The 20,413-nt window shown below is 59.8% G+C and carries 14 protein-coding genes; 4 read left to right on the top strand and 10 right to left on the bottom strand.

Annotated features, from left to right (window positions below):
* Positions 1-255 precede the first annotated feature (255 nt).
* Genes JL015_RS00880 through JL015_RS00870 form a run of 3 tightly spaced genes read right to left on the bottom strand, consistent with a single transcriptional unit; the run spans position 256 to position 3,916 of the window.
* A complete protein-coding gene (locus JL015_RS00880) occupies positions 256-1,311 on the bottom strand; it encodes a substrate-binding domain-containing protein (protein WP_025260133.1) in 1,056 nt (351 codons plus the stop codon).
* Between the two features lie 27 nt (positions 1,312-1,338).
* On the bottom strand, positions 1,339-2,337 hold the full coding sequence (locus JL015_RS00875) for an ABC transporter permease (RefSeq protein WP_374063356.1): 999 nt from the start codon (positions 2,335-2,337) through the stop codon (positions 1,339-1,341).
* A gap of 19 nt (positions 2,338-2,356) precedes the next feature.
* Positions 2,357-3,916: a sugar ABC transporter ATP-binding protein gene (locus JL015_RS00870; protein WP_201017034.1), complete on the bottom strand. Its 1,560-nt coding sequence runs from the start codon at positions 3,914-3,916 to the stop codon at positions 2,357-2,359.
* Positions 3,917-4,179: 263 nt separating this feature from the next.
* On the opposite strand from JL015_RS00870, the gene JL015_RS00865 reads away from it, so the two are divergent.
* Complete coding sequence (locus JL015_RS00865) at positions 4,180-5,151, top strand: LysR family transcriptional regulator (RefSeq protein ID WP_201017033.1); 972 nt, start codon at positions 4,180-4,182, stop codon at positions 5,149-5,151.
* Here the strand turns inward: JL015_RS00865 and JL015_RS00860 are convergent.
* From JL015_RS00860 to JL015_RS00830, 7 genes are all read right to left on the bottom strand, one after another.
* Positions 5,132-5,773, bottom strand: a complete 642-nt coding sequence (locus JL015_RS00860) for a DUF6250 domain-containing protein (protein WP_201017032.1) — start codon at positions 5,771-5,773, stop codon at positions 5,132-5,134. The genes JL015_RS00865 and JL015_RS00860 overlap by 20 nt on opposite strands.
* A 35-nt stretch (positions 5,774-5,808) precedes the next feature.
* Positions 5,809-8,538 carry an exo-rhamnogalacturonan lyase family protein gene (locus JL015_RS00855; protein ID WP_201017031.1) on the bottom strand — a complete coding sequence of 910 codons (2,730 nt, stop codon included), beginning with the start codon at positions 8,536-8,538 and terminating at the stop codon, positions 5,809-5,811.
* Between the two features lie 12 nt (positions 8,539-8,550).
* Positions 8,551-10,785, bottom strand: coding sequence for a TonB-dependent receptor (locus tag JL015_RS00850; protein ID WP_201017030.1), 2,235 nt, complete (start codon positions 10,783-10,785; stop codon positions 8,551-8,553).
* A gap of 61 nt (positions 10,786-10,846) precedes the next feature.
* Complete coding sequence (locus tag JL015_RS00845; RefSeq protein ID WP_201017029.1) at positions 10,847-11,857, bottom strand: ABC transporter substrate-binding protein; 1,011 nt, start codon at positions 11,855-11,857, stop codon at positions 10,847-10,849.
* A 272-nt stretch (positions 11,858-12,129) separates the two neighbouring features.
* Complete coding sequence (locus JL015_RS00840; protein WP_201017028.1) at positions 12,130-13,437, bottom strand: LLM class flavin-dependent oxidoreductase; 1,308 nt, start codon at positions 13,435-13,437, stop codon at positions 12,130-12,132.
* A gap of 183 nt (positions 13,438-13,620) precedes the next feature.
* The gene (locus tag JL015_RS00835; protein ID WP_236250137.1) at positions 13,621-14,679 is read right to left on the bottom strand and encodes an NAD(P)/FAD-dependent oxidoreductase; all 1,059 of its coding nucleotides are present in this window, start codon (positions 14,677-14,679) and stop codon (positions 13,621-13,623) included.
* Positions 14,680-14,684: 5 nt separating this feature from the next.
* Positions 14,685-16,631: a LodA/GoxA family CTQ-dependent oxidase gene (locus tag JL015_RS00830; RefSeq protein WP_201017026.1), complete on the bottom strand. Its 1,947-nt coding sequence runs from the start codon at positions 16,629-16,631 to the stop codon at positions 14,685-14,687.
* 204 nt (positions 16,632-16,835) lie between these two features.
* On the opposite strand from JL015_RS00830, the gene JL015_RS00825 reads away from it, so the two are divergent.
* From JL015_RS00825 to yghX, 3 genes are all read left to right on the top strand, one after another.
* Complete coding sequence (locus JL015_RS00825; RefSeq protein ID WP_201017025.1) at positions 16,836-17,225, top strand: DUF2946 domain-containing protein; 390 nt, start codon at positions 16,836-16,838, stop codon at positions 17,223-17,225.
* A gap of 143 nt (positions 17,226-17,368) precedes the next feature.
* Entirely contained in the window at positions 17,369-19,417 is a 2,049-nt protein-coding gene (locus JL015_RS00820) for a TonB-dependent receptor (RefSeq protein ID WP_236250136.1), read from the top strand.
* Positions 19,418-19,507: 90 nt separating this feature from the next.
* Positions 19,508-20,395 (top strand): YghX family hydrolase, encoded by an 888-nt coding sequence (gene yghX, locus JL015_RS00815; protein ID WP_201017024.1) that lies wholly within the window; start codon positions 19,508-19,510, stop codon positions 20,393-20,395.
* Positions 20,396-20,413 lie beyond the last annotated feature (18 nt).

Below are 20,413 nucleotides of genomic sequence, written 5' to 3'. Positions count from 1 at the left end.
TAATTTTTAAATTCTGGCAAGTAGCGAGATCAATGCAAAAAAGACACAAAGAGCCAATAAAACCCTTTGAGGACAGGACATTAGACGAGGCGGCAATCAATGCCAAAGAACCAATAATACTTAGGTTATATCGGCCTTCAACACTGTTGCTTATTCAACATTAGTTGTTGGCAAAGCAACAGTTACATGGGCTTTTTAGCGAATGAATTCGCGCCTACTCTGTGGGAGCGAATTCATTCGCGAAAGACATTCATTTTATTTGGCCAACGGAATCCAGGCCGAACGCGCCACTCCCGCTGCTTCACCGAACGCAGGTACTTTCTTGGCCAGGTCGCGGACATTCTTCACATCCAGGTCCAGCAACTGCTGGCGGGTAATCAGGGTGGGCGGCACCAGTACACGGGCTCCCGGATCTTCACCGGCAATACGCATGGCCAGGCTGCGCACGCTGATTGCGCCTGCCACCTCAGGGTTTACGGCAGCCGTGGCAGCCCAGGCGCTGCCGGGCTCTTTCATGATCTGGATATCGGCCGTGGAAATGTCGGCACTGTAGATCTTGATCTGCTTGCCCAGGCCAGCCTCATCGACTGCGATCTTGGCCCCTTTGGCGAACTCGTCGAAGGGCGCGAAGATCACCTGCAAACCGGGATTGGCCCGCAGCACCGCACTGGCCTGATCCGCGACCGAGTTGGCGATGGGCGGATTGAGGGTGCCGAAACGTGCCTTCTCGACGATACCGGGATTGTCCGCCTTGACCTGCCGCCAGATTTCATCGCGACGCTCCATCGGCGTAAAGCCACCGATGAACACATAACCCGCCTGGAATGCGTTGCCGTTGTCCTTGAGTGCCTGATCCAGCGCCAGACGCGCCAGTTGATGGTGATCCTGTTCAATCTGGGTCACTTGCGGATTGCCCAGGTCGATATCGAAGGCAACCACCTTGATGCCTTTGGCGACGGCCTTGGCCACGGTGTCCTTGAGGGTTTCGGCCAGGCCCAGTTGCACGATGATGCCATCGACGCCCAGGTCGATGGCCTGCTCCAGCATCTCACGCTGGGTCGCCGCCTGTTGTCGCGCATCGAACAGGCGCAGGTTGATGCCCAGCGCTTCCGACTGTTTCTCGACGCCACGCAGGTAAGCCTCGGGGAAGTCCCCCGAGAACAGATACCCCACCAGCGCGATATTGACTCCGCCCTTGTCGAATGGTGCTGGCGCACCGGCAATTCCGGCAGCGCTGGCACCGGTGGCCAGGGAAGCGACCAGCGTGGCGGCGAGCAGGCGTCGCAGCCCGCGTGTGATGAGTCGATGCATCGAGTGTTCCTTCTCTGACAGTGAGGCTCAGCGCGCCCGTTGCGCGAGGCCGAAGGTAAACATCAGCGCCAGGACCAGTACCGCGCCCTTGACGAAATCCTGGGTGTAATAAGGGGCATTGAGCATGGTCAGGCCGTTGAGCAATGTTGCAACCAGCAACGCGCCCACCAGAGTGCCAAAGGCATTGGGCTTGCGGGCACCGAGCACGGCGAAACCGATCAGTGCCGCACCCAGCGCATCCAGCACCAGACCATTGCCGGAACTGACATCGCCACGTCCCAGCCGGGCCGCCAGCAACAGGCCGCCCAGTGAAGCCAGCAACGCCGAGAGCACATAGGCCAGCAGTTTGTATTTTTCCACCGGGGCACCGGCCAGCCGCGCCGCCCGCTCGTTGCCACCGATGGCGTAGAACACCCGGCCAAAGCGGGTCAGCTCAAGAAAGCCCCAGACCAGTAGCGCGACCACCAGCATGACCAGCACCGGAACCGGCACCGTGTCCCATAGCCGCGCACGGCCAATCGCCAGAAAAGCCGCACTGAAGCTGCCGGAAGCTTCGTCGCCGTTGGGCAAGGTCATGCCGACCGCAATGGAGCGGCCACCGGTAGGAATCAGTTGCAGGCCGATGATCAGGAACATGCTGCCCAAGGTCGCCAGAATGTCCGGAACGCCCATGCGTACGATCAGAAATCCGTTGAGCAATCCCACCAGCGCCCCACAGGCAAGACTGATGAAAATCGCCGGCAGCGGCCCCCAGTCCAGAACCACCATTACGTAGCTGGCACACATCAGGCTCATGGCGGCCACCGCACCGATGGACAAGTCGAGCCCGCCCACCGACATGCTCAGGGTCACACCCAGAGCCAGCAGCGCGACGATGGACACCGACTGAAGAATGATGAACAGGTTGCCGACCCGCAAAAACGCAGGTTCCAGTACCGAAAACAGCACGACCACCAACGCCAGGAGCAACAACAGGCCGTAATGAATGGTGAAGCGCAGCAATGGCTCCCATGGCCGTGGCTTCAGGAAATGTGAAGAAGTCGACTCAGGCAAGCGTGGCTCCTTGGCGATGCAGAGGGTTGATGTCAGGTTGCGGCGCGACGCCCGCCATTTGCGCGACCAGTTGCTCCCGTTGCAGACCGGCACGTGGGTAGTCGGCCACCACACTGGCGTCACGCACCACCAGAATCCGGTCGGCGATTTCCAATGCTTCGTCGGGATCGGAGCAGATCACCAGCATGGCGCGCTGCCCGGCGCTGGCACGAATTCGCGCACCGATTTCCCGGCGAGCGCGGATATCCACACCCTGGAACGGCTCGTCGAGAATCAGCAGATGGGCATTACCCAGCAGCCAGCGGGCCAGTACCACTTTCTGTTGATTGCCGCCAGAAAGCGTCTCCATCGGCACATCAAGGCCCGCACACTTGATGCCCAGAGTTTGCACTTGCTCCTGCACCGCTTCGCGCTCTGCGCCAGCATGAATAAAACCGCCACGGCTGAATCGCTGCAGAAACGGCAAGGTCAGGGTTCGCGTCAGGGAAAAGCCCGGCACCAACGAGCCACGCACGCGGTCCTCGCAGGCCATGAATACACCGCCCGCAATGGCCTCGCGTGGCGATGCCGGAGCCCAGTGCTGGCCATCCAGTTCGATAACGCCCGTCACAGGCTGACGCAGGCCGAAGAGAAGTTCGGCTATCTCACTCTTGCTGGCCCCAAGCAGGCCAGTCATGGCGACCACTTCGCCTTTGTACAGATTCAGATCGAAAGCCGCGCTGGCTTCACTGAGTCGACAATCGCGCATCCGCACCACTTCACGCCCGCGCTCGGTCTGCTGGTGAACCACAGGCGCCAGCTCACTGCCGAGCATGGCCCGCACGGCAGCGGCAAGGTCCAGCGGTGCCGCGAACTCGCCAGCGAGGCGCCCGTCGCGCAGCACAATCGCACGGTCGGCAATACGCTGCAGGTCTGACAAGCGATGGGAAATGTAGAGAATGCTGACCCCGCGCCCACGCAGCACGTCGATCAACTCGAACAGTCGCTCTGCTTCGGCAGAAGACAATGAAGCGGTGGGCTCATCCAGCACCAGCAAGCGGGGCTTGAGTGCCAGCGCACGAGCCAGCACCACCAGTTGCCGTTCAGCCGTGCCGAGGCTTTCGATGGCGGCGTCCAGCGACAGATGCAAATCCAGACCTGCGGCGATCTGTGCAGCCCGTTCATGCAGATGTCGTCGCTTGCTCCAGATGGAACCTTGGGGCTGGCACAACTCGTCCAGGACCAGATTCTCGGCCACGCTGAACCCCGGCACCACCGCCTCGTCGACCTGCTGGTGAACGGCAACGATACCGGCGCGCCGCGCTTCATGGGGGGAAGCAAAACCAAGCGCCCTGCCCTCGACCCGCAACTCGCCCGCATCATGGCCATGGCTGCCAGAGAGGATTTTGACCAGGGTGGATTTGCCCGCACCATTGGCACCGAGCAAGGCAACAACCTCACCGGGATAAAGGTTCAGGTCGATATCCTGCAAGACCCGGCTTGAGCCGAATGACTTGCCCAGCCCACGGGTACTGACCAGAGGATCATGAGGGACCGTTACGGGCACTTTCATGGAGAACTCAACACAAGGAATCAGAGAAAAGCAGGCCGCGCACGGGTAACACTGCGATAAACGACGTCTTCAGGAGAGACGAAATCGCATATAGCCTAATGGACGGGTTATCCGGCGATAAATAACCAATTGAAATATCCATAGAAGCACTTTCATCACTGGCCTTATGCCGGATGATGATCGGCAACATGCTTTTAGTTCTTTTTAAAAACCCGACAAATCCGGCAAAGTCATGCGCTTGTTCCTATGAGTCATTGCTGCCAATGCATCTGGATCTACGTCAACTGCGGCACTTCATTGCCTTGGTGGAGTATCGCAACTTCGGCCTTGCCGCCGAGTCGGTCAGCCTGTCCCAGTCGGCATTCAGCCGCAGTATCCAGGCACTTGAACAGAGTTTCGGAACCCGCCTGATCGATCGAACCCGCAACCTGGCACCCACCAAGAAAGGCCTGATCGTGCTGGAACATTCACGACTGATGATTGGCAACGCCCACGATCTGATCAATGCAGTTCATCAGTTCAACGAAAACGAGGACGGTGAGCTGTCGTTCGCTTGCGGCCCTGCTCCGGCAGCCTGGCTGATGCCACAGGCACTGGGGCTTTTCACCCGTCGCTTGCCCAAGGTCCGGCTGCGTTTTCATGTCGATAACTGGCAAGCCCTGGGGCAGCGACTGCTGGCTGAGGAATGCGAGTTCTTCGTGGCCGACGCCCGTAACTTCGAGCACGACCCGGATTACCGGGTCCAACTGCTCAGCCAGCACCGCTGGGGTTTCTGCTGCCGCAGCGAGCATCCTCTGGCCGCGTTCGATGAAGTCACCGTAGAGCAATTGTTCAGCTACCCGCTGGCAGGCACCGTACGCCCGCCCAATCTGCGCAAGGCGCTGGTCGAACTCAGCGGGCGGCCGGATTTTCAAACCAGCATCGAATGCGATAACGGCTACAGCCTGATCAGTGTCATCCAGCATTCCGATGCCATCGGTACCACCAACGTCAGTCGTAATAACCCTTACTTGCGTCAGGGCCTCAAGTTGCTCAACGTCACGGGGCTGGACCCTCAGGCGCCGGAGTTCTTCACCCATTACGGCATCGTCAGCCGTGCCGGCTACAAGCTGTCATTCCTGGCGCAAAACCTGATCGACGCCTTTCATGAGGCGGATCAGGCGATGCAGGCGCTGGAAGCGAATCCGCCGCAAGACGAACTCGCCGACCTGCCCCTTACAGGGCTTGCACACTGAAGCGGCTGATTGCCTGACGCGACCAGACCGACCGCAAGCCGAAATACCCGGCAACCGGCAGCCCATTGAGCGCTTGCTCGAACACCAGCTCTTCATCGACCCAGTAGCGAGTCGATGAAGAGGTCACGTCGATACGAATCCGGTAAATCCTCCCCGCCTCCAGCAGATGGGCAGCATCCAGTTTCTCGCCCAGTAACGGACGATTGCCCTGACCGTCGTAGTAACGAAACCGGGTGGTGCTGTTGCTATTGCCGCCCATGCCCACGTACCAGGTCGCCAGCGAGTCATAGGATTCCAGCACGCCGTCACGCTCGATCAGTTCGCTGGCCCCTCCATCATGAGCGCCCCAGAAGACGTTCATGTCCGACAGGCGATCATTGGCCTGCCCTGCCACCAGCACCTGACGCAGGAATTCGATGCGGTAGGCTCCGCTCAGGCGCTGGCGCAGCCAGACGGTCATTCCGGCGCGGGTATCCATGATCAGGCGGCCGTGTTCGGCCCAGACACGGGATTGCTCCGGCAATTCGGTTTCGGCGATCCAGAGTCGAGTGTTGAAGGTCTGGAAGTCATCCTGGACAACCACGCTTGCAGGCGCGAGGGGTGCAGCATTCGGGTGAGGCATGAATACAGTCTCGAAACAGATGAATAAAGGACCGTCTAGTTATCCAGCGCCAACAAGGCGATAGCGGTCAGGCCCCACTGGGCCACGGCATTGGTCGATAGATTGGCCGCAGCGGACGTTCCGGAATGCTCATCGATCACCGACACGGGATCAGGCTCATTCAACGGATACAGATAGGCTGGCGGCTGCACGACATGCAGGCTTCGGTTGGGTTTCGGGATACCGCCCGAACCGCCGAAGAACTCCTTCCAGGCCCGGTCTTTCAAGCCACGGTCACGCAATCGATAGGCCGCGAATGCCGTCAGCCGTGCATGGCCCTGGGCGAGATTGAGATTGGCCAGTGGTGCGCCCAGGGCTTTTTTCCGCTCAGCGGCCGGGGCGTTGTACAACCGGCAGTAATCCAGCCAGGCGCGCTCGAAACTGGCCGAGGGCAAAAGCTGCAATAGCTCGCTACAGATTTCAGCCAGACCGAATACTGCCGAGAGGTGCGACACCGACAGCTTGCCACTGGTGTCGATATCGAAGCGTCCGCTGTCCAGTTGCATGTTGCCAAGCCCAGTGAAAAAGCCATGGGGCTGCGCGGCAATCGTCTCCATGCTGTTGAGCAGGCGGCGAGCCATGGCCGGATCGCCGCTGCGCTCCCAGTCAGTCAGCCAGGCGGCAGCAATGGCTCCCCAATCGGTACCGAACGTGATGCTGGCATAGCCGTCGCGAGGGTCGCGTTGCTGGCCGATCTTGCGGCCGGGCACCACTTCGCGCAGGGTGCGCAAGGCCTCGACTTGCTCATTGAGCAAATCACCGATGCGCTCATCGGCGGTCAGGTAATACAAGAACCGGCGATTGGCGGCAGTCGAAATGCGCAACTGTTTTGCACTGTCGCCCCAGTGCTGAACGTTATGCCGCGAACCCAGCGGCGCAAACCGCCCGATATGATGCACGTCAACCTCGCCGGTATGGCGGGTCATCGCTTCGGCCATGCGGAACACGTCCTGGCGGCCGGTGCGCAAGAAGTAATACCAGAGCCAAAGATCGGTGCTCAGCTCCGAGTTGTCCCAGGCAAAACCACCCACGTCATAGCGCCATACATGCCGCTGCTCGTCATAGGTGTGCATGACATCGCCGTAATCCCAGAACCCGTACCATTTTCGCTGCTCGACTTCGTCGCGATAGAAATCGAAATACCACGCCAGTTGCTGCTCGATCTGTTGCTTGCGCCCGGTCTCTTTCCTGACCGGTGCCCAGTCAGGCCCGAACACGCCTGCTGCATGCAGGCGCTCGGGGGATGCCAGCAGCAGTGGCGGCTCTTGAATGCGCTGGGCAATCTGTTGCAACACTGCGCCACTGGGCGTGGCAGCAACGAACTGCAACTCCAGCTCACTGGTCCGCGCAACACCCGAGGGAGTGCCGAAGCCGGGTTCATGATCTTCGTAGGTGATTTCCAGGGCTTCGCGCTGTTTGACGAAGCTGTCCTGGCCCATGCCGTCGTGGTAGCTGCGCAGGTCCATCGGTGCAGCCTGAGGCGCCCATAGCCAGAGAGTGACTTGCGCCCTTTCGGTCTGCGCATCTTCGATATCCAGCTGCGCCGGGTAGCTCTGCCAGAAATTGCGCAGGCCGAATACCACGCCACCCTGAGGCGAGCCGATATACCCCACGCCTGCCGCCCTTTGCCCCGTGGCACTGTTGAGCCAGCTCTGGCCGGACGTTGTGCGCTTGCTGATCTGGAAACCGTCCGGGTGCGCCTGCAGTAAGCGATAGCTGCCGAACGCGGGAATGTAGTGCAGTCGATTGGCAACTTCCGGGGCAAAGCCTTCCACAGGGCCGGTGCTTCTTCCTTCGACCTGAGCGCGCATGATTCCGTCGCCCGGATTGCGGCGCAGGCCGGTCAGGCCACGCACTGCTTCGGCAAAGACCCCGCCGTTGGCAGCGACGAAGCGCACATGCCGGTCATGCAAGGGTTGATCGAGAGGCGTATCGAAACGCAGGCCCACGCCTTTGATGAAGTCATGCTGCTCATCGATATCGATCAGCAAGGTGTGAATCAGGCGCAGGTTTTCACTGTTGGCATAGGCATAGATACGCACGATGAAAGGCAGCAAAGTCCCGTCGCCGTCCAGCAACCGATGGGTGCCGTGCAAGGCCACCACCGCGCGTACCGGGCCATTCTGTTCCAGCACGGCACGCTGTATTTCACTGCGATATTGACGGGTCGGCGTTGCGGGCTGGTCAGGGTCGCCCTGCACTTGCAGCACCAGATGTCCGCTCTGCAAGGTGATGCGGCCATTACGGCTGACACTGCTCAACACGCTTTCGCCCTGGCGCGGGATCACACATTGCAGCACGCCGGTGTCGATGCGGATCTGCTCATCGTTTTCACTGGCCAGCGCACGTCCTTCAGGTGCCACGACACTGGCCGGGCGCAGATCATAATATTCTGCAACACCCTGCTGCGGTCCCATGGCATGGGCAGTCCATTTCAGGCTGCCGTCAGGCCAGTAAGCCAGCGGCCAGCTTTGCAATGACGGCGCCGATCCATCGCTGCCGTGAATCTGAAACTGGCTGCCAGCGGCAACCTGCCCCCAGGGCCATGGCGTGCCCCAGGTCACGCCGCTGAACGACGCCGGGGTTTGCTTGCCCAGCCAACCGAGTCGGGCCTCGGCCTTGGGGGCCGGCTGTGCAGCCAGAGCGCTGCCGATAAAGGGCGCGGAGCCTGTCAGTGCAGCACCGACTCGCATGAAGCTTCGGCGATCGAGTAAAAATCTGCTCATCGGTCAGGGCCTTTAGAAGTCGTAGCCAACGGTCATGCCCAAGGTACGCGGCTCACCCACCACACCAAAGGCCGAGCCATAGTCGCCAGCATTCAGTGAGCGGTAATAGCGTTTGTCCGTGACGTTGTTGGCCCACAACGAAGCATTCCAGGTGCCCTCGTCATATTTGCCGCTCAGGCCGGTGGACAGACTCAGCAGGCCATAGCCCGGAATGCGGGTGAATTCGGAGTTGTCCACGGTGCCGTAGGCCCAGGTGCGATACGAATAGCGCCCGGCGACAAAGGCTTCCAGGCCCTCGAATGCCTGCCACTCGTAGCGGCTGCTCAGGTTGTAGGTGAGTTTCGGCGAGCGGAACACCCGGCTGCCGGTCAGGTCGCAGGAGGCTGGCGGACGAGGCGCAAGCGTCACTTCCGCCGGGCATCTGCCGCCCTTGAAGTCCAGATACGTGTTGTCCAGCAACGTGCCGTTGAAGTTGATGCTCAGGCCATCCAGTGGCTTGAGTGTCAGATTGGTTTCCAGGCCACGCGATTGCATGGTGCCGGCGTTGATCAGGTAACTGCTCTGGCTTTCCAGGTCATAGGCGGTGGTCTGGAATTTACGCACCTTCGACCAGAACAAGGCCGCATCCACCGTCACCCGGTTATCGAGCCAGTGACTCTTGAGCCCCAGTTCGCTGCCAAGGGTTTCCTCGGGCTCGATCAACAGGCTGTCGAAACCTGCGGTGTTGGCAGCTCCCGAGGAGACGTTCAGGCCTCCTGCCTTCTCGCCATAGGCCACGGTGAAATAGCCTTGCAGGTTGGGCATGAAGAAGTAGCTGAAATTGAGCATACCGGCAGGCAACTGGCTGTACTGGTTCAGCTCTCCAGAGTCGAAATCGTTCTTGTTGACCCGGCGAAACGAGCCCGATTTCTTGTTGTAGCTGTCGCGTATCCCGGCCGTGATATCGAATTTTTCGGTAACGTGCAGGGTGCCCTGTGCATAGAGCGAAAACACGGTGTCGTTGATCTCGCCCCAGCGCTTTACTGTCTTGCCGGTGTTGGACGTGTTGCCGTAATACTGCGTAGTGCGAGTGCCCGCGGCGTAGTAGTCATGGGCAAAGGTGTCGAGGTTTTCGCCCCAGTAAGTGGCACCGATGGCGTAGTCGAAAAGCTCGCCCTTGGGTGAATCCAGACGAATGTCCTGGGACCAGATGCGGTCACGCACGTCAGCGCCGCTGCCCGCATACAGAGGAATGTCCAGGGCATCGGTATTGTTGGGCTGGAAACCGAAATAGCGGAACGACGACACCGAACGCAGGTTGTAACCGTTGGCCAGCTTCCAGTTTGCCTCCGCAGACAGGCCACCCTGGCGCACGTACGCCTGGTTTTCATTGTCGGCGTTGACCTTGTAGCCCCCGCCTATCACCGTCGCACCAACCAATGCAGTCCGGTTCAGATAAGGCACCGTACCATTGACGGTATTGGCCTTGTCCAGCACGGACACCGGCTCACTGGTCGCCTTGTTGTAGTCGGCAATCACCCGCAGGCTGAAATCGTCCGCGGGCTGCCAGAGCAACTGCCCGCGAATGCCATCCTGATTGCTGCCACCCAGGTCATGGCCGGTGTAGATGTTCTTGATGTAGCCGCCCTTTTCGGTGTGCGACAAGTTGATGCGCCCGGCCAGGGTTTCAGCCAAGGGACCGGAAAACATCGCTTGAGTCTGGGTATAGCCGCGCTGGCCGATGGACTGGCGCAACGAGCCTTCAGGCGTGAAGGTGGGTTTGCGGCTATGGATATCCACCGCCCCGCCCGTGGTGTTGAAGCCTTTGAGCGTCCCTTGCGGCCCGCTGAACACATCGGCGCTTTCGATATCCAGCAGGTCGTTGGACATCATGCCCGGTCGACTCAGGTAAACGTTGTCGAGAAACAGACCAACGCTGCTGGGCATGCCGATATTGATTTCGGTGCCGCCGCCATCGCCCACGCCACGAATGGTCATGCGTGTGTCATAGGAGTCCACCGTGGCCACATCCAGGCCGGAGGCCACTTGTTGCAGGTCTTCAAGCCGGTAAATGCCCTGTTGTTCAAGGGTCTTGCCACTCAGCTCACGCTTTGACGAAGGTGGCTGCTGGGGATCGGCCTGACGCACGCCCTCGACCTGTACGGTGTCCAGTCGGGTCGTGGTTTCAGCCATCGCGGGCGCTACTGCAATGACCAGTGCCATGCCGGTGACCCAAGGGAGGTGTTTTTGCTGAGTTTCAAGTTTCATGGGGTGTTCCAGCGAGCAATGGATGCCGTGCCGTCAGCGATGTGCTGTCGGCAGATAAGGTTCAAGGTCGGGTCTGTTGCAGAAATTGCGGCGCGAGCCACTGATCCACATCGATGTCACGACGAATCAGGCGCGCCTCCCTGGCGCTGCCGATGGACTGTTTGAGGCGTTCGACAAAACCGCTGTCCAGCTCCGGTGACAGCAGTACCGATAACGGCGGCGCACCTTCCAGGTTGGCCTTCAGCAGATTGGCCGGGTAAGACGCCTGATCGGCCAGTAACTGGATATAGGCCTCGCGGTTGTGCGGGTCGCTGGCCCAGTCCGATGCCTCACGCTGGACCTGAACGATCCTGCTGACCCACTCCGGATGCTCGTCGAGCAACTTTTGCGATACCAGCACCAGGCCGGACAACTCACCCGCGCCATCCAGATGCCGGGTAGAGACAGGCACCTGAGCCTGACCACGTTCGCGCAGCGCCAGGATGTTGATGCCGCCCCAGGTCGCATCGATCTGCCTGGCTGCCAAAGCCGCGCTGGCGGCAGCAAAGTCCAGATTGATGACGCTGATATCCTTTTCGGTCAGCCCCGCAGTGCGCAGGGCATCGATGAACGAAAGCTGCGCGGCGGTCCCGCGAAACAGACCGACACGTTTGCCCTTGAGGTCTGCCAGGGAATGAATCGACGAACCGACCGGTACCGCCAGGTAATGCGCGACGCCACGGGCAGCGACGGCAACCACCCGCGTATCGAGCCCGCCCGACTTGCCGACGATGCTGCCCAGATCGCCGAGATAGGCCATATCCAGCTGGCCATTGGCAAAGGCTTCGTTAATCAGGGGCGCCGCGCCCTTGAAGAAGTGCCATTTGACCGTGACACCCTCGGCGCTGAACGCCTGCTCAAGACGCTGCTGGGCATGAATGACATCCACCAGACCTCCACCGGCAGGCTTGCTGCCTGCCCCGATATCGGACACCGCAATATTGAGCTGCGCCGCACTCACAGCAGTCAATGGCCCCAGCGTCAGGCCCAGGCTTAGCAGCAGAGAAACAAGAAAATGAGAACGCAATGACATGGGCGGTTTCGGACTCCGTAGAAAACCACTGGCACTGTCTGGCCAGCAGGCGATGACGTTTAACCACAACGACAGCGCTCTTCGTAAATACCGAAACCCCTCATGATTATTCCTGAAAAGCATAAACAAGCAGGAATGCAGTGCCTGGAGGTTATGTAAGAACCGCAAAAGTTATTTGCGGGATTTGCATTGGATATGGGATCAAGGGGTGAGATGTAATGGGGGAAAGTTGCAAGCTGCAAGTTAAAAGCTCACAGCCTGCCGCTTGTAGCTTATGTGTATCGATTCTCCGGGACAGGCAACCCCAGATGCTCGCGCAATGTGCTCCCGCTATATTCCTCACGAAACAGTTTGTGCTTGCGCAGGATTGGCAATACGCCTTCGATGAAGTCGTCCAGGCCTTCGGGGAAGTACGCGGGCATCAGATTGAAGCCATCTGCGGCTCCGCCCTCGAACCAGGCAATCAGCTCGTCCGCTACACGTTGCGGGGTGCCGACGACGATCTTATGACCTCGTGCTCCGGCCGCCAGGTTGCAGATCTGGCGCAGGGTCAGGCCATCGCGGTGTGAAAGGTCCAGCAGCAGGCGAGCGCGGCTTTGCATGTTTTGCGGCAGTGGCAAGTCCGGCAGTGGCTGGTCCAGATCGAAACCGGAGAGGTCCTGCCCCAAACGATCCGCAACCATCAGCAAGGCGGCTTCCTGGTCGGTCCAGCTTTGCAGGTGATCGAAGCGCGCCTGGGCTTGGGCGGCGGTCTTGCCAAGGATCGGCATGACACCGGGCATCACCAGGCAATGATCAGGCGAGCGGCCTTGAGCAACGACTTGCGCCTTGAGGTCGCGATAGAACTGCCCGGCTTCTTCCAGACCTTGCTGGGCGGTGAACACCACTTCACCGATGCGCGCCGCGAGGGCCATGCCCGGCCCGGATGAGCCGGCCTGGACCAGTACCGGATGACCTTGCGGCGCACGGGTCAGGTTGAGTGGCCCGGCAATGGAGAAGAACTCGCCCTTGTGGTCCAGGCTATGCAGTTTTTCAGGGTCCAGATACACGCCGCTTTCGCTGTCGCGAACATAGGCGCCCTCTTCCCAGCTGTCCCACAGGCCCCGCACCACATCGACGAATTCCTCGGCCACCGCATAACGCTGAGCATGGTCGGGATGTGTGGCACGGGTGAAGTTGGCCGCGCTGTCGTAGCCGGTGGTTACCACGTTCCAGCCGGCACGGCCTGCTGACAGATGATCGATGGTCGCGAACTGCCGGGCGATGGTGTACGGCTCGCTATAGGTGGTCGATGCCGTCGCCACCAGCCCGATGCGCTCGGTGATCGCCGCCAGCGCGCCCAACAGCGCCACGGGTTCCAGGCGCACGATCATGGAGGGATGTTCCTTGGGGCCGGTCACCAGTTTGTCGCCAAAGAACACCATGTCCAGCTTGGCCTTTTCGGCTGCCAGGGTCAGGCGGCGGATCAGCGGGAAGTTTTCGCTCCCGGATTCGGCACCCGGATAACGCCAGCCAGCCGAGTGGTGACCTGCGGCCTGAATGAAAAGGCCCAGGCGCATCTGTCGCTCAGTCTGGCTCATGAAGTGACTCGGAAATTGAATGAAGAGGACGCAATCAAAATGGCTGCTTGCACGCGGATGCTCCTGAGCGAAGGTGGCCTGCAAGATCGGTTGTATCGATAGATCAGACAGGAATAAAAGATTCAAATATATGAATATTCAAATGATAAAAATAAATCATTTTATTTGTCTATCTCTGGCTGATCAGCCAAAACTCGCCAGGCTATGGCACTGCGCGTAGTGGCTCATGAGCCCTTTGAGGGAATGCGCCAGGGTTATGCGGGTCTGCTGGTCATAACGTTCAAGCTTGGCCGTACGACCGTGATGCAGGTAGTCCAATATGGCGCTGGCCGCTGGCTGGCTCGCCCCGAATGCATGAGCAAGGCCCTGTGACGTGACGGGATCAAAAGCGATTGACGCTTCACCGACCGCAAGCCATTGCGACGTTGCGACGCAATCCAGCGCAGAACAGCCTGCATCGAGCACCTGCAAAGGTGCCGCCGACAGTTCGCCGGCGGCAACATACTGCTGCATCAATTTTGTCTGTTCCAGTTGCCGGGCAAGTTCGGCCGGGCTACGGAAGACTTCACCGCCTTCGGGAAAGAATCGCACCAGATGGCGCTGGCCGCTGGCCGAAGTCGCACCGGACCACCAGCCCTGTGTGTCCGCCTCGATCAACAACCAGTCGGTTGACGCAAGTTCAGAAGTACCGGCAGGCAAACAGGCTGCAACGGCGACCTGACGACTCAAGCGACGCCTGCCCGCACCGCCCAGGCGCGCAATAGCGCTGGACTTGCCCGAAGCATCGACCACGAAACGGGCTTGACCACTCCAGCAGTCCTCGCCACGCAAGCCGCTCAGGGTGGTGATTGCAGCAAACTCGGCCTCGGTCACCCGCACGCCCCGCTCCAGCACCACACCTTCAGCCTGTGCCCTGTCCCGCAGACGGGAATCGAACACCTGACGGTCCAGGAAATAACCATGGGATGAGCGTTCGGCGAAATAATCGCGAAAAGCCCGTTCAGGCGTCATCCAGATCGCTTGCACACCGCAACAGCGCCGGGCAGCCGATATGTCGCCCAGCAAATCGGCATGCCCGAGCGCGGCCAACGCCGGCACCGCTTCGGGCGACAGGCATTCACCGGGCCGTGGCTGACTCGCGTCATCGCGATCAACCATGCATACGTCAAGCCCTGCCCGGGCCAGACAGATGGCAAGCGCCGAACCTGCTGGCCCGGCGCCCACGACCAGAACGTCGTACACGTGGGTCAAATCTCGTCCCTGCGCAGACGACGAGGTTTCACATCCTTGCGTGGCTTGGCTTTGTCGAGTTCGGCCCCCTTGAGCAACGGTTGTGGATGGTCCAGAGCCTCGATGGCCGCCAGCAGGGCAACCTTGGTGTTGGGGCCAACGGCACTTTCCGGGCGACCGGTTTCAATCCAGGCCTGGGCTGGCAGCCCCAGCTTCTTTTGTAGCTCGGGCGATGTCTCTTTACTGACCAGAACGCCAAGCTCCCACCACTGGCTGACCATCTTGTTGATACGCGCCAGGTAGGAACCTTTCAGGTCGCGCAACCAGTCTTCGCGGTAGGAGAAATTCTTGAGCTGTTGCGGTTCACTCGACTGCGTTGAACCGACACGCTGCCAGGCCTCGTTGCTGAGCACGCTGTTGGGCACGCGGGCACCCCAGTAGCTGGGGAAGGACAGATAAGAGCCAGGTTCGTATTCCGCATCGGACAGGCAGGATGCGCCGTCGGTCTGCCATGGCACGCCCAGTGCGCGGGTCAGGGAGCCCGGACCTACGCCGTCCAGCGGGCCACCTTTGCTCAGGCAGATTTCCGGTGTCAGCTTGCTGCCGTAGTCCTGGCGAACGACATGACCCTGGGGCAGAACGGCCAGGCGATACGGACTTTTCCAGACGCTGGACACACGCATGAACCAGGTCAGCTCGATGCCGGGGTGGAACGGCCCGCCCAGGCACTCATGCAGCCCTACTCGATCCAGCGCTTCGGTCTGCTGTTTTGGACTGAGCGACGAGAACGCAGGGATAACCGGTTCACCTTTCCAGTCGGAGACGAAATCCCCCTTCACCCATTTTTCCAGTGCCTTGTACATCAAAGGCGTGACGGCCAGGCCTGCACCTTCGGCATCGGAGTAATCACCGTAGTAATCGCCGTAGAACGGCAACAGCGCAGCCGTGAACGCTCCGGCGCCATCCGGGATACGGAAAAGCTCGAAGACCCTCTTGCGGAACTCGGCATTCTTTGCAGACGGGTCGGCAAGCTTCTTCAAGACCGCCTTGTTCTTGGTATCCAGTGGCGAGCCGGAACCGCTGAGCAGGTAAATGCCATGGTTGGTCCACTGCATATTGGTCAGGCGGTCGAAGATCGGCCAGATGTCGCGGGTGAACTCGGTGCTTGTGTGGGCAGGCAGTTGACCGTTGCGCACGTACAGATCACGCACCACGTCTTCCATGGTGACGACACCGAACAGTCCCGGTGCATAGTTGGGCGGTGTGACGGCCAGGAAGCCCGGTTCGGCCTCCAGGGTGTCGCCATTGGCGAAGGTCACGCGAGCGTAGACCGGACCATCGGAGATGTCGTCATGCCAGTCTTCGTTGTTGGCAAAGGTGACAGGCGCGGTACCCGCCTTGAGCGGTGCGGAATGCCCATGGCCACCCAGCGCAATGAGCCGACCTTCTTCGTCGGTGCGCAACTCGCCCAGATAGACCGGCTTGCTGTAGAACTCGCCCGTATCGAAATGGAAGGCCTTGCCCTGCTTGTTGCGACCGCCGATGGTTCTGGGGCCCGGACGAATGTCCAGCGCCTTGCGCTGAGGGCCAATGACTGCCGGATTGCGTCGACCGGCTTTCTTGGCGTATGGCGCAGGCAGGTCCATGGCATTCTCGAAGTCGTACCAGCCAGCCTTGAGGTTGGCGAGTTCCACGGTCCAGTCGATCTTCACGCCATCGGCAAGGGTAAGCTCGCGGACCGAACCATCAGTCAGCTCAGCGTAGATCCGAAAGCGCACAGCCTGGCGTCGCAAATGCCCCTTGGCATCGCGAAACTCTCCGTCCGCGCTACTCGCAACAGCTCCCGGAACCTCTGCGGCCAGGACATATTCGTCATGCCCCAGCGCATTGCCGACCCGGGCAATACCAAGCCCCGGATGCACACGTACTGACTTGATCGACGCGGTACTGATGGTAGTGGCCATTGCGATGTAGCCTCCCTGCTGAAGTGAAATATTCTGAGAACGTTTCTCAGGCCACGACACTAGATGACAAAATATCAAGATGTCAAATAGCCACACAGCAATTCCCGCATCCCCTTCTGCCTGCCTGAAATCCCGCCCACAGAAGCATTTACATTCCCTCACCAAATACGGCTAAATGGCGGCCTTCGTGCTACGGGCCCACCCATGGCTTCAATGAAACGCATCAGTCCCTGGATCGCTTGTCTGGCCGTGTTGCTCAACATGCTGGCCATGCCGATGAGCCGTGCCATGCAGCCGGCGGATGCGCATTTACTGCTATGGGGCGGGTTTTGTTCCGGGAGCGGTTCGACCGCCCTGCCGCCAGGCTTCCAGAAGTTGATCGATACGCTGCAACCCGCTTCATCGAAAGCGGCCATGCAGCATGGCGATTGCTGCTGTGGCCATGCGGGTCTGGTCGCTCTGCCAGCCGATCACTATCGGCACTTCCTGCCCCGCTACACACCTGATACAGCACTGGACAACCCCGAGCAGCCGACGCTGCATCCCAGGGTTCGCTGGCCCAGTCTGACCCCTCGCGCCTCTCCCTTGGCCTGACCACGCCTTGCCTGCCCGCCGACTCTGGCGCGGTTTTTCTTGTCTGGCGCGGGAATGCCCTGATCGGCCATCTCGCGCCCTTGAAGTCTCTTGGTCATCAGGAAGTTTTTGTTATGCCTGTTTTTTCTACATTGCCACGCGCAATGCATATTCCCGTGTCCCGCTCGGTCTGTCAGGCACTGACCTGCGGGGTATTCGTCTTGACGCCGCTATCCGCCGCTCTGGCCGAAACCCAGGTCGAGAACTCGACCCTGACCCTCGGCTCCGTGACCGTTCAAGGCAACAGCAGCGGCCCGCTGAGCACCAGCAGTGTGCTCAGCTCGGTGGATATTCTGGGTGGCGATATCCTTGAAAAGATGCCGGTCAATTACAGCTGGGAGCTGTTCAGCCGTGCTCCAGGCGTGATCCTTACCCAATTCAACCAAGGCACGACTTCCGGCAAGATTTCCTTTCGCGGCTTTAACGGTGAAGGCGAAATCAACGCGGTGAAGCTGTTGATCGATGGCATTCCGAGCAACAGCAACGACGGCAACATGCCGTTCATGGACATGATTTTCCCCATGGAACTGGACAGCATCGAAGTCGTGCGCGGCACCAGCGATGCGCGTTACGGCCTGAACAATATCGCGGGCAACGTCAACATGCTGACCCGCACCGGCGGCAATTACACCAAGGCCCGGATTCGCTACGGCAGCTTCAATACTCAGGAAACCCAGCTTTCCAAAGGCTTCGAGAGCAGTAACTGGAGCCAGAACTATTTCTTCGCCTATCAGAAATCCGAAGGCTATCGCGATCATTCCGATGCCGAGAAATTCTCGATGTCCGGCAAGTGGTTCTATACCCCGGACGACGAGAGCTATCGCATCGGTCTGATTGCCCGGCATTACGAAACCGAAGCCCAGGAGCCCGGATACCTGAGCGAAGAGAATGCCAGCCGCCACCCGACCATGACCAACAGCTACAACGCCACGGACAAGGGCACGCGGCGCATGAATCAGGTCAGCCTGCATTTCGATACGGATCTTGCAGACACCCTGGCATGGTCCGCGAAAACCTACATCAACACCTTTGACGACCGACGCTGGACCCAGTACTGGAGAACCACCTCGCAACAGGAGCGGGATGCCTATGAAACCCAGTACGGCGCCCTCACCTCCCTGACCTGGCGCCCGGAAGTCAGCTGGCTGTACGACTTTGCCCTGGAAGGCGGAGCGGACATGCAGCAGCAGGAAAACAAGAGCGAACGCTACCGGACCCTGAATCGGGTTCGCCAGGCCCAGACCCGAGACCAGCAATTCGACTTCGACACCTACGGTGCTTATGTCCAGGCCGAGATCAAGCCTTTCGAGTCGTTGAAGATTGTCCCGGCCTATCGGGTCGACAAGATCCAGGGCGACTTCACCAATGAAATGACCGGCCTGGATTACGACATCAATGACTATGGCCTGATCAAGCAACCAAAGCTCAGCGTGGTGTATTCGCCCTGGGATGTGGCCAGTTTCTATGCCAACTGGGGACGTACCTTTCAGGTAGGCACAGGGGCTGCGGCCTACAAGATTCCGCCACGGGATACCGATCTGGAACCGTCGATCAACGAAGGCTGGGAAACCGGGATCAAATTCACTCCCGCCAGCTGGGTTGATGGACGGATCGCCTACTGGCAGCAGGAAGCCAGTGGCGAGGTCAGCCGTCGGCTCAACGACCCGAGCGGGGAATCGGACAACGTCGGTGAAACCCGGCGCTGGGGTTATGACCTGCAGGTGAACCTGCACCCGAACGAGCGCACGGAAATATGGATGGCTTACTCATGGCAATACTCGAAAATCCTTGAGCCCAGCGCTACATTGCCCAACAGCAAAGGCCGGGAAATCGACCATGTTCCCCATCACGTGTACAACGCCGGCATGACGTATCAGGCGACTCCGGCCCTGCAACTGACGGCCTGGATGAACGGCCAGACCAACTACTATCTGGAACGGGAAAACACTCAGGGCACCTATGGCGGCTATGTGCTGATGAACCTGGGCGCTACCTGGAAGGTAAGCGAGTCGGTCAGTGTCGACCTGCAACTCAAGAACCTGACCAACCGTTATTACGAGTACGTCTGGTATGACCCGGACGGCGCCGTCGACTCCCTGCACTCGCCGGGCGATGGACGTGCCTTGTATACCGGGGTCACGCTGGAGTTCTGATCCTGACCGGATGTCGAGGTGTCACGAACGGCACCTCAACATCAAAGCTGCTTTAATAGACAACCCAATGATCTGACAGGAAGCATGCAGATGGATCGTCTCACCGCCAAAGACTTTGCCCCTGAACTGCTTGAGCTGTACGACTACTACGCACACGGCAAGATCAACAGACGAGAATTTCTTGACCGTGCCGCCCTGTTCACTCTGGGAGGCATGACCGCCACAGCCCTTCTGGCCTCGCTCAGCCCGAACTATGCGCTGGCCGAACAAGTGGCATTTACCGACCCGGATATCATTGCCGAATACGTCAATTACCCTTCACCCAAGGGTCATGGGCAAGTACGTGGGTATCTGGTGCGTCCGGCGAAAGCCAGCGGCAAGCTGCCTGCGATAGTGGTCGCCCATGAAAACCGTGGGCTCAACCCTTACATCGAAGATGTCGCCCGGCGCGTAGCCAAGGCAGGTTTCATCGCGCTGGCACCCGACGGCCTGTCCTCGGTGGGCGGTTATCCGGGCAACGATGACAAGGGCCGCGAGCTTCAACAGAAAGTCGATCCTGAAAAACTCATGAACGACTTCTTCGCGGCTATCGAATGGCTGATGAAGCATGACGCAAGCACCGGAAAGGTCGGCATCACCGGCTTCTGCTATGGCGGAGGCGTCGCCAATGCCGCAGCCGTGGCTTATCCGGAGCTGGGAGCAGCGGTTTCCTTCTATGGCCGCCAGCCCAAGTCCGAAGACGTCGTGCGAATCAAGGCTCCGATCATGATTCATTACGGCGAGCTGGATACGCGCATCAACGAAGGCTGGCCCGCTTATGAAGCGGCGTTGAAAGCCGCTGGCACGAATTACGAAACCTATATCTATCCCGGCGCCAACCACGGCTTCCACAACGACTCCACACCACGATACGACGAAGCCGCCGCCAATCTGGCCTGGGACAGGACCGTGGGATGGTTTCGGCGCTATCTGGTTTGAGGCCATTCGCGAAGAAGG

The organism is Pseudomonas cichorii (genome assembly GCF_015471405.1).
GTDB classification, from domain to species: Bacteria; Pseudomonadota; Gammaproteobacteria; order Pseudomonadales; family Pseudomonadaceae; genus Aquipseudomonas; species Aquipseudomonas serbiensis.
The sequence above is the reverse complement of the archived record's forward strand: the minus strand, read 5'-3'. Positions and strand labels throughout refer to the sequence as shown.